Annotated in this window: 8 protein-coding genes, 1 pseudogene and 3 CRISPR repeat arrays; of the genes and pseudogenes, 1 reads left to right on the forward strand and 8 read right to left on the reverse strand. The window is 44.2% G+C overall.

The features are described 5' to 3' along the window. Positions 1-231 precede the first annotated feature (231 nt). Positions 232-1,848, reverse strand: coding sequence for a M28 family metallopeptidase (locus tag EGC80_RS19875; RefSeq protein ID WP_124011878.1), 1,617 nt, complete (start codon positions 1,846-1,848; stop codon positions 232-234). 96 nt (positions 1,849-1,944) lie between these two features. Continuing rightward, a CRISPR array of direct repeats spans positions 1,945-4,597; the repeat unit is 29 nt; unit sequence CGGTTCAGCCCCGTGGATACGGGGAACAC. A 70-nt stretch (positions 4,598-4,667) separates the two neighbouring features. Next, a protein-coding gene (locus EGC80_RS19880) for an IS3 family transposase (RefSeq protein ID WP_407695556.1) occupies positions 4,668-5,827 on the reverse strand; the annotation gives its coding sequence in 2 pieces (ribosomal slippage) (positions 4,668-5,554 and positions 5,554-5,827; 1,161 coding nt in all). Between the two features lie 60 nt (positions 5,828-5,887). Beyond that, positions 5,888-6,344: direct repeats of the CRISPR family, unit length 29 nt; unit sequence CGGTTCAGCCCCGTGGATACGGGGAACAC. A 103-nt stretch (positions 6,345-6,447) separates the two neighbouring features. Here EGC80_RS19880 and EGC80_RS19885 point away from each other — a divergent pair. Continuing rightward, positions 6,448-7,197 carry an IS5 family transposase gene (locus EGC80_RS19885; RefSeq protein ID WP_124011573.1) on the forward strand — a complete coding sequence of 250 codons (750 nt, stop codon included), beginning with the start codon at positions 6,448-6,450 and terminating at the stop codon, positions 7,195-7,197. Between the two features lie 32 nt (positions 7,198-7,229). Continuing rightward, positions 7,230-7,746: direct repeats of the CRISPR family, unit length 29 nt; unit sequence CGGTTCAGCCCCGTGGATACGGGGAACAC. 76 nt (positions 7,747-7,822) lie between these two features. On the opposite strand, the gene cas2e is transcribed toward EGC80_RS19885, so the two are convergent. From cas2e to cas5e, 6 genes and pseudogenes are all read right to left on the reverse strand, one after another. Then, the gene (gene cas2e / locus EGC80_RS19890; RefSeq protein WP_124011879.1) at positions 7,823-8,131 is read right to left on the reverse strand and encodes a type I-E CRISPR-associated endoribonuclease Cas2e; all 309 of its coding nucleotides are present in this window, start codon (positions 8,129-8,131) and stop codon (positions 7,823-7,825) included. A gap of 8 nt (positions 8,132-8,139) precedes the next feature. Then, entirely contained in the window at positions 8,140-8,595 is a 456-nt protein-coding gene (gene cas1 / locus EGC80_RS19895) for a CRISPR-associated endonuclease Cas1 (RefSeq protein ID WP_233768552.1), read from the reverse strand. Between the two features lie 15 nt (positions 8,596-8,610). Next, positions 8,611-9,494 (reverse strand): annotated as a pseudogene (locus EGC80_RS19900) (IS1595 family transposase). Positions 9,495-9,519: 25 nt separating this feature from the next. Then, positions 9,520-10,041: a CRISPR-associated endonuclease Cas1 gene (gene cas1, locus EGC80_RS19905; protein ID WP_233768553.1), complete on the reverse strand. Its 522-nt coding sequence runs from the start codon at positions 10,039-10,041 to the stop codon at positions 9,520-9,522. Positions 10,042-10,142: 101 nt separating this feature from the next. After that, positions 10,143-11,612, reverse strand: a complete 1,470-nt coding sequence (gene casA / locus EGC80_RS19910) for a type I-E CRISPR-associated protein Cse1/CasA (RefSeq protein ID WP_124011880.1) — start codon at positions 11,610-11,612, stop codon at positions 10,143-10,145. After that, positions 11,599-12,246 (reverse strand): type I-E CRISPR-associated protein Cas5/CasD, encoded by a 648-nt coding sequence (gene cas5e, locus EGC80_RS19915; protein ID WP_124011881.1) that lies wholly within the window; start codon positions 12,244-12,246, stop codon positions 11,599-11,601. Before cas5e ends, casA begins: the two co-directional genes overlap by 14 nt. Positions 12,247-12,267: the final 21 nt, after the last annotated feature.

Here is a 12,267-nt window from a genome sequence, read left to right on the forward strand (position 1 = left end):
GCTGTTACTGACCGCGTTAGTAACGACCAGATTGGCATGCTTTGGCTAATGCAAATCGTCATTTAAAGCGCTTTAGAGCTAACACCTTGGAGTCCAAAGACAAGAGATAAAATGCGCTAAATTTATTGTCCTATAGCATCATTAACTGACGCTTTGGACTGTTCAAATAATAGATTTAATGGCTCAAAAAAGGAGGCTTTCGCCTCCTCTTTTTATCAAATAATATTGCGACTATTTACCGTCTTGAGCGCGACGTTTTTTAAAGTCTGACTCTTCGAGCCATTTTGGCCAGTCATTGTTATTGGCTAGCTGTGCAATAATATCACTTATTAAGGCTAAGTCTTGCTCAACCCCACCCAGATCCCAATTGGCATCATAGTCGTCTGCAGCTTGATGGTATTTATGGGCAATATAATCTGGATCGGTATCGCCTAAACTCATAAACATCAACCCAGGCACACCTTGCTGAGCTAAGGCGAAGTGATCTGAACGGAACATCAAGCCATTTTGCGGCCGAGGATCGGCTTTAACCGTGCGACCTTGTGCTTTGGCAGCATTATCTAGATAGGTTTCTAACTGCGATACGCCTTGGCCATAACGCAAAATATAATCCACGCCTTTACCGACATTCATGCCATCAATGTTTAAAAACGCCACTAATTGCTTAGTTGGCACCGGCGGATTGGCAGCAAAGTATTGCGCGCCAATAAGACCGGTTTCTTCGGCGGTAAACGCAGCAAATAAAATAGATCGTTTTGGCGCTTTGCTTTGCTCTTTAAAATGACGAGCAAGTTGTAACACGCCTGCGACACCAGAGGCATTGTCGACCGCACCGTTATAAATGCGAGTCTGGCCATCTTGAACTGTTTTACCCAAGTGATCCCAATGCGCATGCATCACCAACCATTCATCGGCTTGGCTGGTGCCAGGTAATAGCCCCGCTACGTTATAGGATGTGGCTAATTCGATAGTATTTTTTACCGCTAAATTAGCGTTAAGCTTGAGCGGAATAGACTTAAATCCAGCGTTGGCTGCAGTCAGTTTTAGCTTATCAAAATCAAGCCCCGCAGCGTTAAACACTTTTTGGGCGACATTATGTTGAACCCAACCCATCACGCCAATATGTGATTGATTTTTATTATTATCGACTAATGTGAACTTGGTATTGGTATTGCTGTTTTCGACCACATTCCAACCGTAAGCGGCGGGTGCAGTTTCGTGGACAATAAATACCGCTTTAGCCCCCTGCCTTGCCGCTTCTTCGTATTTGTAAGTCCAACGACCATAATAGGTCATGGCATTACCTTTAAAAATGTCAGGATCTTGCGTAGCAAAACCAGGATCATTCACTAGCACAATGACGGTTTTGCCTTTTACATCAATGTTAGCGTAATCATTCCACTGATATTCAGGGGCATTAATGCCGTAACCAACAAACACCACGTCGCTATTATCTAACGCAACTTGAGGCAAAACTTGCTCAGTGCGCGCGGTGAAATCAGTGCCATTATTAAAAACCAAATCGCCAATGTTAAACTGCATGGTTTGGTCAGCAGTAATTTTTGCCATCGGCACAGCTTGACGGTAACTGTCACCAAAGCCCGGCTTAAGACCCATGGCCTTGTATGCATGCTCTACATACTCCACCGTCAACTTCTCACCATGTGACAAGGGCCCACGACCTTCAAATTTATCGCTGGCGAGGGTTTGCACATCTTGACGATAGGTTTTTTGATCAAATTGAAATGGCGCAGCATTCACGCTTGGCAACAAAAAAACACCAAACACGGCCAATAAACGAAAAGTATTCACGGACAACGTCCCCTGTTGAGTATTGAGAAAAATCATTGTAACAGCAATAAAGCACTCACTGCGTGATAAAAAAGCGAACACTTCGCGGCTAGGATCGCTTCGCTGCTAGAGCGGACTGCGTCCTGTATTGCGCGGTTCAGCCCCGTGGATACGGGAAACACACGCCCTTTTTTCTTTGATGCAGACAACAAACCGGTTCAGCCCCGTGGATACGGGGAACACTTCTATACCCGCCATTTTTACGTCTTTATGTCCGGTTCAGCCCCGTGGATACGGGGAACACATTTATCGATGGCGTTCTGGTTGCAGGTAATGCGGTTCAGCCCCGTGGATACGGGGAACACTGTTAATGATGAATGGGGCGTTAAGCGCACTACGGTTCAGCCCCGTGGATACGGGGAACACATTTCAGGTATGAACCCAATGCAAATGGTTGGCGGTTCAGCCCCGTGGATACGGGGAACACTTTAAAACTACGGGCTCAGAAATGTCGAGCGCCGGTTCAGCCCCGTGGATACGGGGAACACCTAAACTCATGCTGCCACCTCCATGAAACATTCGGTTCAGCCCCGTGGATACGGGGAACACTATTAAGTGGGTAGACTCAAACCCCGCAAGTGCGGTTCAGCCCCGTGGATACGGGGAACACCTCAATTAATAAGGTTTTAATTATGAAAGCTACGGTTCAGCCCCGTGGATACGGGGAACACATCAAAATCATTACCAAATTCGTGCACACAATCGGTTCAGCCCCGTGGATACGGGGAACACATCAAAATCATTACCAAATTCGTGCACACAATCGGTTCAGCCCCGTGGATACGGGGAACACCTCAGTTGGTACTGTTGTAATTGGCGTAGTTGCGGTTCAGCCCCGTGGATACGGGGAACACGTTTGTGTGCATCATTTTCTCAAATAAGTTGGCGGTTCAGCCCCGTGGATACGGGGAACACGCCTTACGTGAGATTTGCTCACCTTGCACAACCGGTTCAGCCCCGTGGATACGGGGAACACTGGGTATCGTTTTAAATGGCTTTCTGAATGTGCGGTTCAGCCCCGTGGATACGGGGAACACAACTAATTCTGATGGTTTTGCTCAAATGCAAACGGTTCAGCCCCGTGGATACGGGGAACACGACTTGTATGTCGTGAATTGACCTTCTGATAACGGTTCAGCCCCGTGGATACGGGGAACACACATACGTGCCGCCATATCTACCAGCAGACTGCGGTTCAGCCCCGTGGATACGGGGAACACCCGCGACTAATAGATAAGGCGCACGAATTAGGCGGTTCAGCCCCGTGGATACGGGGAACACTTAATTGTAGGTATATCAGTGAGTACACTTGGCGGTTCAGCCCCGTGGATACGGGGAACACATCTCAACCAATGTGATCAACATGTAAGTAATCGGTTCAGCCCCGTGGATACGGGGAACACAGATGTAAATCTTATTAGTAAAGATGTGTTTGCGGTTCAGCCCCGTGGATACGGGGAACACGTCTTGGCTGGCGTCGGTTGCGGTATCTAATGCGGTTCAGCCCCGTGGATACGGGGAACACTGTCCGGTCATACAAAAACAATGCGGTCACGGCGGTTCAGCCCCGTGGATACGGGGAACACCACAACATTGACGCCCATATCTTCTAAAAAGGCGGTTCAGCCCCGTGGATACGGGGAACACAATTGCGTTAAATGGCTATAAGGTTGTGCTTTCGGTTCAGCCCCGTGGATACGGGGAATACTGCGAATATAGCACCAACATTAAATACCTCCGCGGTTCAGCCCCGTGGATACGGGGAACACTTGCCGGTGCGTTGGCAAAATTCGTTATCAAACGGTTCAGCCCCGTGGATACGGGGAACACGGAAAAAACGCCCATTCCCTCGCTAGTCAAATCGGTTCAGCCCCGTGGATACGGGGAACACAAACGGGTTAATTCTACTCGCAACCGTTTCAACGGTTCAGCCCCGTGGATACGGGGAACACTTTGAGCCACCACTTATAGATTCAATTTTTTGCGGTTCAGCCCCGTGGATACGGGGAACACAGGAAACACTAGCCGAGATATTGAACAAAACGCGGTTCAGCCCCGTGGATACGGGGAACACCGACTCAACTAGGTTAACATGCCCTCCGTCGCCGGTTCAGCCCCGTGGATACGGGGAACACTACCTCTGAAACAATAGCGGCAGTTTTACGTCCGGTTCAGCCCCGTGGATACGGGGAACACTACCTCTGAAACAATAGCGGCAGTTTTACGTCCGGTTCAGCCCCGTGGATACGGGGAACACGCTAATGATGCAATATCATTAACGATAGCGAACGGTTCAGCCCCGTGGATACGGGGAACACTGCCACTGCCCTTTAATCGGGGACATTTCAGGCGGTTCAGCCCCGTGGATACGGGGAACACGTCTTCTGTCGACAAATCGTGTTCTGCACATGCGGTTCAGCCCCGTGGATACGGGGAACACTGACTTGTGTGCATCGACTAAGTCGCTCATATCGGTTCAGCCCCGTGGATACGGGGAACACTAGCGTTATTGTTCTTGATGCTATTTTTTGCACGGTTCAGCCCCGTGGATACGGGGAACACAATCATGAGTATTTATAAAGATATAAAGCAGGCGGTTCAGCCCCGTGGATACGGGGAACACATTTGAATAGGAGCAACACCGGTACGTTCAAACGGTTCAGCCCCGTGGATACGGGGAACACTTCAAATGGGTTTTTTCCGTTTATTAAAATTTCGGTTCAGCCCCGTGGATACGGGGAACACTCGCTTCGCTTGGTTGTTATCTCGCCCGTTTCCGGTTCAGCCTGTAATGGTCAAGTATTTCTGGAGAGATTTTAAGCCGCTTTTTTTAACTCATTATATTTCTGATGTGGCGTCTTATAATCTATTGCCGAATGTCTGCGTTTGTAATTGTAGAACTGAATATATTGCTCAACCACGCTCACTACTGCGCTGTGATTGGTAAAAGCTAAACGGTTTAATCTTTCAGTCTTTAAACTCCTAAAAAATCGTTCCATCACCGCATTATCCCAACAATTTCCTCTACGACTCATACTTTGTTCAATGCCTAAGTGCTTTAGCTTTTCTCTGAACACCTTAGCTGAGTACTGACAACCCTGGTCTGAGTGAAACATCAACTCCTGTGTATTTGGCCTCTGACGTTGTATCGCGTTATTTAATGCCGCTGTCGCTAACGCTGCATTGGGTTGGCTTGATAAGGCATACCCAACGATTTCTTTGGTCCCTAAATCAAGTACACAGGCTAAATAACTCCACCCCTGATGTGATTTTATATAGGTAATATCACCCACCCAATGGGTATTATAAGTCGTAGGGTTAAACTGTCGTCTAAGCAAATTAGGTGCGTAAACTTGCTCCTCACCTTGATTTGGATAGTAATGCTTTTTCTTTGGCTTAATCGCTATTAATCCCAATTTTTTCATTACGCTAGCTATGGCGTAAACCCCAACCTTACAATTTAAATCTAATAAATCAGCCTGTATTCGACGTTTGCCATACGTCGAGTGTGACTCAGAGAAAGCTTGCTCTATCAATTGTATCTGAGCCTGTTTTTCAACGCTTTTTGGGATCGGTTTGTAATAGAGACTACTACAACTGATCTCGAATACTCGGCATAATTCACTCATTTTAAAGCCTGGGTTTGCTTTCTTTACTTCGCGCATCATTTTAAGTTTTGATTGTCTCGAATGAAGAAAGCTGCAGCCTTTTTTAAGATATCATTATCCCTCATGGCTTGTTTTAGTTGGGCTTCTAGAAGCTGTATTCTTCGTTGTTCTTCAGTTAATGCTTTGACATTTTTCGGTGTTTTACCGGCTAATTCAGCCTGGTACTGCACTTTCCATCTAGACACCGCAGATTTACCTGCACCTGACATATCTTCAATTTGCTTGTTCGTGTAACCCTGTTCGACCATCAGCTTGGCATATTCTAATTTTTGAAGAGGGCTGACAGTGATTTTAGTTTTTCTAATCATAATAAATACCTTTAAGATTTTGCTTATTTTAAGCTATAAATCTCTACAGTTTCATTAGACCATTACAAACCCGTGGATACGGGGAACACTGGGTTGTCTCGGTGCCGATTGGGTATGGCGGCGGTTCAGCCCCGTGGATACGGGGAACACAATCGATGCCAAATCACGTAATACCTGCCATGCGGTTCAGCCCCGTGGATACGGGGAACACTCATCGGTATCACCATCTTCTAAATGTTCAGGCGGTTCAGCCCCGTGGATACGGGGAACACCCTACATCATCACAAGAACGATGACCATATGCCGGTTCAGCCCCGTGGATACGGGGAACACTAGCTGCTTTAGGTTTTGGTGTTGGCCGTTTGCGGTTCAGCCCCGTGGATACGGGGAACACGTGCGTAAGCCTTTCCGTGCTTTTTCTCAATCCGGTTCAGCCCCGTGGATACGGGGAACACACTATTACAAGCACGACGCTGCGATAAAATTGCGGTTCAGCCCCGTGGATACGGGGAACACAGATTCAAATCTTATTAGGGGCTGTTGATCTTTGTTTGAATTTTGTGCGAAGAAGGTAATCTCGTATAATTCACTTCGCCAAAAACAAATACAACGAGATTACCATGCCCCGATTAATGCTCACTGATGAGATGTGGTCGAAGCTAAAAGCTATTCTGCTTGATGATAGAGTTTATAACAAGCAAGAGCATCGATTTACGATGGAAGGTATCCTTTACCGATTGCGTGTTGGCTGCCCTTGGCGAGATTTACCTGAATATTTTGGCTTATGGAATACCATTTACCGTCGATTTTTACTGTGGTCAAGAAAAGGTATTTTACTTAGGCTGTTCAAAACATTATCGACTAATAGTGATACTGAATGGGAATTTATTGATGGAAGTTATGTAAAAGCCCATCAACACAGTTCAGGTGCATCATCTGATGAAAATCAAGCAATTGGGTTAAGTCGTGGTGGTAATACAAGCAAAATCCATCTCGCGGTAGATAGCTATGGTTTACCGATAGAATTCATTGTTACAGGTGGAGAAGTTCATGATAGCAAAGCAGCTAATGCCCTTATTGAACTATTGCCACAAAGTCATTTTATTATTGCAGACAAAGGCTACGACAGTGAAGCGATTAGAGATAAAGTGCGTGAATGTGGTTCAAAGCCAGTGATCCCTAGAAGACAAAATTCGAAGCAAGGAAATGGCGATATCGATTGGTGTTTATACAAATATCGGCATTTAGTTGAAAATGCTTTTGCTCGGCTCAAGCATTTTAGAGCGATAGCTACCCGCTATGATAAATTGAAAATTAATTTTGAAAGCCTGCTGGCTCTAGCTTGCTCTATAATTTGGCTGCCAATGTGAAAGATCAACAGCCCCTAGTAAAGATGTGTTTGCGGTTCAGCCCCGTGGATACGGGGAACACACAACGTGATAACCAACACCATCGCCTAGGGGCGGTTCAGCCCCGTGGATACGGGGAACACTTTGTTTCGATAACTAATAATATCAAGCCTAGCGGTTCAGCCCCGTGGATACGGGGAACACTCTTACGGGGGTTACTTCTACAATTACACTTACGGTTCAGCCCCGTGGATACGGGGAACACATTAGGGCGTGGCATAAATGAGTTTGAATAACCGGTTCAGCCCCGTGGATACGGGGAACACGCCTGTACGGTCTTCCCAATAGAATTCGATTTCGGTTCAGCCCCGTGGATACGGGGAACACTTTACAATTGACACAATTAACCCCCTGCCGAACGGTTCAGCCCCGTGGATACGGGGAACACTACCTCTTAGGCATTTGATACAATTTCGGGTGCGGTTCAGCCCCGTGGATACGGGGAACACCCAACTCCATACCTTTCTAGTACACACCACACCGGTTCAGCCCCGTGGATACGGGGAACACTCTAATAGCATATAATTGTTTTTATTGAATAAAAACACTCATACTAAATCTACCAAATTTTTAAAGAACTTAACACTTATTTTTCTGTACCATTTTCACTGCTAATTGGCGTGAATTTGACGAGCCTTATCCCATCTAAATCAATGGGCATACGTGCATTTTTCCCATAGGTAATAAAATCAAAACCTGATTCAGTGTTTGTCCCCCACGCCATGACCACATTCCCCTGTGCTGCAAGTTCGGTAACTTGGTGCCAAATCATCTCTCTAATTTTTCTGCCTACGTCGCCAACATAAACACCAGCACGAATTTCTAAAAGCCAGACAGCTAAACGACCTCTTAATCTCGGTGGTACAGCTTCAGTTACAACAACACATATACTCATCTTCAAACCTAACTTGTACGATGACCTGAATCACCAATAGATTCAGGTTCTGGCAAAGCGGGTGGCTGGGCATCTTCATAAGGTTTTGGCGGTGTGATCTCGCCGGCGCTTAAAATCTCTTCAATAAGCGGAATTAGTCGTTGTAAAGTTTTATCTTTTCGAAATGCTTCCCTACATGCAATACGCACTTCTCGGTCGGGCTGTTTAGGGTGATTACTTGCCACCTTAAATGCCGCAGGCACAACGGTATCAAACTTAATGATGTCAGCTATATCATATACAAACGAAAGAGGTTTACCTGAATGTAAAAAACCAATAGCTGGAGCATAACCCGCAGCTAAAATTGCAGCTTCTGTTACGCCATATAAACACGATGTTGCAGAACTTATACATTGATTAATTACATCTCCTGCCTGCCAATCTTTTGGGTTATAACGTCTTCCGCGCCATTCAATATTATACATGCCTATGCACTTGGCTCAGTAAGAATGTATTGGCGTGTGAATTATTGCCAAATTTAACAATCTGTTAGGTATTTCTCTTTCCATTTTTCTACGATTGAACCGATAACAGAACTCACTCAGGTATTCTTGCAGGTACTTTCCTGAAACACCATGAAATGTCCCAAGTAAAAATGCCTTTAAGTTACCAATGGCAATATGAACCCAAGGCAGCCATTCATCAACAAGCTCACTGGGGGTAACCCTCGCTTCATGTTGTTGAGTCTTATCTATAATGTTCAACGCAGGTAAGCCGTCTGTATGCACTTTTTGCTGTCTCGTTAAGTGTTTGGCAACGAACTTTTCAACACTATCATGGCAAACGCTATTCACAGCCTGCATAGCAATAAATCCAGCTCTTTTTCCTTTGCTTTCAACGGCAACTAAAACAGGTGTTTTACCTTCTGCTCCACGTCCACGCTTGCCCTTCCTTCTGCCACCCACTAACGCATCATCAATTTCAATGACCCCTGACAGTCTATATAAGCTGTCTCTATGGCCCATAGCTGTTCTCAGCTTACTTAATATCAAACGTGCCGTTCGCCAATTAACTTCAATGTGCTTACTCAGTCTTAATGCTGAAATACTGCCCTTATCTGAGCCTAAAAAGTAGATAGCCCAAAACCACTTAGTGATAGGAATACGGCTACCGTGGAATAATGTGTCTGCTGTGACCGATGTTTGTTTATGACATTGACTGCATTCATATACATTGCGGGTTGTAAGCTCATAGGCATGCTCACAAGAGCATCTAGGGCAAACAAAACCATTAGGCCATCTCATTTTCTTAATGTGATTTAAGCAATCAGTTTCAGAGCTGAATTCACGTTGCCATTCAAAAAACTCGTTTCAGGCATTTTCATAGCAGATCTCACTTCTAGTCTTGATTTATACTATAAGAATAGGCCAAAACTGAGTCAGATGCATAGGCATGATATTATATTGCTTAGCGAGTAGCTCATAGGTTTTACGAACACGAGCCCCTTCAATCCCTCGAAGCTGATCAACACTTCTTCGTTCTGGTGCAGCTTCGCCAAAACGCAGCTCAAACATTTTACGAACCACTTTTAAGCGAAGTGCTTCATCGAGGGCTAGCTTGGCTTGATATAATAACTTGTCTGACCGAGCGCCTCCGGGCTGACCAACAGAATAAAGTCTTACCCCAGCCTCTTCGACCCAAATTAGCAGCGTACCGGTTGTTGCTGCGAGTTTTACTGCTGCGTGGCTTATCCGTGTGCCGGGCTCAAGTAAAATACACACTACAGAGCCTACAGGTATATGCATACGCTCGCCGTTCACCTCATCAATGACAACAAATGCACCATCACGAACATCTATCCGGCCCATGGCTACAAAAATCATCGAGTTTCGGTCTTTGATTGGGATAGGTTTTAACGGAAGAAAAGCCATTATCTCAAGTCGCTTTGATGAAAAATATAAATATCTGTGTCTATTGAAGCTTCGCTTACGACCATAACAGTTCCTTTGTTTTTTTGTGAAATAGTGTCAATTTAGTTAGCTTTATAAAGTACATACTCTCCTTTAACTAACGCTTTAAATAATGGTAAATCATGTTGATACTTGCGTTGAACTGATTTAAAAACAGCTTTTGCTTCGCTATTTAGCGCGGTTGCCGCATCCTTTCTTAGTTGAGCAGCTTCTTTTCGATCGACATCTAACAGAATTTGCTGGATGATTTGCTGAGCATTTGAGGTAAATCGTTGCATTGCTTGTTCTTTGATCCCACCAACAAAGTTTTTATCGTAACCCACACCAAACATTTTATTAAATGATTGAGATAGCTTGTCTTTTTGCTCGAGACCAACATCTATAACTTGTGAAATCCGTCTATTGTTTTTCGATAATGAGGCAGGCATTGAATATAAATCATAGACACGCCCAGTTATTGAACCTTGATCTGCGATATTACCTCCAATTAGAATATTTGCTTTCCCTTGCGCTAATTCATTTTGAAATTGATTAAAAACAAAAGCTGGTTTAACTGTCGCTTTATCTGTTTCTTTACCAACTATATAAGACGTTAGCTCCTGCCAAGATTGCCAATTTTGATCTCTTGCGCAAACAGCATATGTACCATCTTCTTTTTCTGTTCTTGGTGTATAAGGATGTAACCACCAACCGGCTCCATTATCGCGGCCATTTTTAGTTGAACCATATGCACCAGTAAACTTTACCCGTTGAAAGACTCTAACTACTTGCTCTGTTTTATTACCACAAATATGACAATAGCCCGCGCTATCCTCCATCTGAAAATTGACATGGTAAGCAAGTGCAAACAATCCTCTTTCAAGCCCAATGTTTTGTGCTTGATAAATTGCGCCTGTGGGAGGTAAATCCCACATATAGCGAGTTTCTGCTGTGTCATTAAGTACAGTGCATTTATGATAAAAATCAGAAGCGATAGCATTTAATAGTAAAGTTTCTTTAAGTGTTGCCCCTGCTATTAATGTTGTTATTGAACCTCCACCTCTTATCCCTGTCGCACCTGTTGGCCCAAAACATTCACCTTTAATATTCATGTGTAAATTATAATTAAGGACATGAGTGCAATCAGAACAAGACTGACTTACATCTTCTGAGTCAGAAAAGAGTCCCAAAGCATTTGCTGAACTTCCACATTCAATTCCAGAAACTAACTTAGTAATAGGTCCATCAGCGATTTTAGATTTAGCCGGAAAAGGTGCACGCATAAAGCTTGTATCTTCAAACCACTTCGTTTCAATATTAGCTAACGCTTGCTGATATTGTTCTGTAGTCACACCATTCGCTAAGTAGTCTTTCAACTGGGCGATTGTAGGCTTTAATACCACTGTTGTAAGTGATGCCAACATTTGCAGCATTGCTAGCTGAGTTTCATCAAAAAAATACTGTAATTGATAATCTTTTTCTGAGGTTAAAATCTCTTGTAATGAGACTTTACCGTCAGTTGTTGAGATAAAAGGATCTTTAAGCAAGTTCATCAGCGATCTCCTCTGAGTTTTGGATCATCTGTCCACTCACATAAACCGTTCGTATAGCGTATTTTCTAAAAACAGGGGTTAATTTATCCCTAACTTGTAATGTCGCGACATGATTTTCACCTTGTACGTCACTGAATATTTGTCCTCTTTCAGCTCGTTTTTTTAACGCCTCTACAGGGTTATTATGATCCACCAGTACTTCAAACAGAGGCCTAGTCAATGGGCATGATTTACGCCCCTGAAATAAGGTAAATTTTGGCGATTTAACAGCAATACATAATCGTTTTACTAATTCATCACTAGCAGTAATGGCAAATGTATGTTCACTGTCGCACCAGTATTCACGATATGTGGGTTTAACTCCTTTTTGAATTTTCCCCATTGGGCTGCGAAAATTTTGTACAGTGTGATAGTCCATTATTTTTTCACCGGCATTATTTACTTGAACGGCAATCTGCACATTTTCTGATAACTCAAAAAGCGTACTTTGTTCTTTACGTGTAATACCAAGCGCCGCAGCAAGCAAGCCGATAACAGCTGAGCGAGTTGGAAAGTGATTTGCCCTGCGATGAATATCAAAAGTTTGCAAGCCATAAGCTGAAAAACCTTCGGTTTTTAAGATTAACGTTTTCATACTAAACACCTTTTATAATTG

The organism is Shewanella psychromarinicola (genome assembly GCF_003855155.1).
In the GTDB taxonomy this organism is placed as follows: Bacteria; Pseudomonadota; Gammaproteobacteria; order Enterobacterales; family Shewanellaceae; genus Shewanella; species Shewanella psychromarinicola.

What these genes read in the sequence shown, in the direction of transcription:
- EGC80_RS19875 (WP_124011878.1), bottom strand. Translation starts at nt 1,848, where the DNA reads ATGATTTTTCTCAATACTCAACAGGGGACGTTGTCCGTGAATACTTTT.
- EGC80_RS19885 (WP_124011573.1), top strand. Translation starts at nt 6,448, where the DNA reads ATGCCCCGATTAATGCTCACTGATGAGATGTGGTCGAAGCTAAAAGCT.
- cas2e (WP_124011879.1), bottom strand. Translation starts at nt 8,131, where the DNA reads ATGAGTATATGTGTTGTTGTAACTGAAGCTGTACCACCGAGATTAAGA.
- cas1 (WP_233768552.1), bottom strand. Translation starts at nt 8,595, where the DNA reads ATGTATAATATTGAATGGCGCGGAAGACGTTATAACCCAAAAGATTGG.
- cas1 (WP_233768553.1), bottom strand. Translation starts at nt 10,041, where the DNA reads ATGGCTTTTCTTCCGTTAAAACCTATCCCAATCAAAGACCGAAACTCG.
- casA (WP_124011880.1), bottom strand. Translation starts at nt 11,612, where the DNA reads ATGAACTTGCTTAAAGATCCTTTTATCTCAACAACTGACGGTAAAGTC.
- cas5e (WP_124011881.1), bottom strand. Translation starts at nt 12,246, where the DNA reads ATGAAAACGTTAATCTTAAAAACCGAAGGTTTTTCAGCTTATGGCTTG.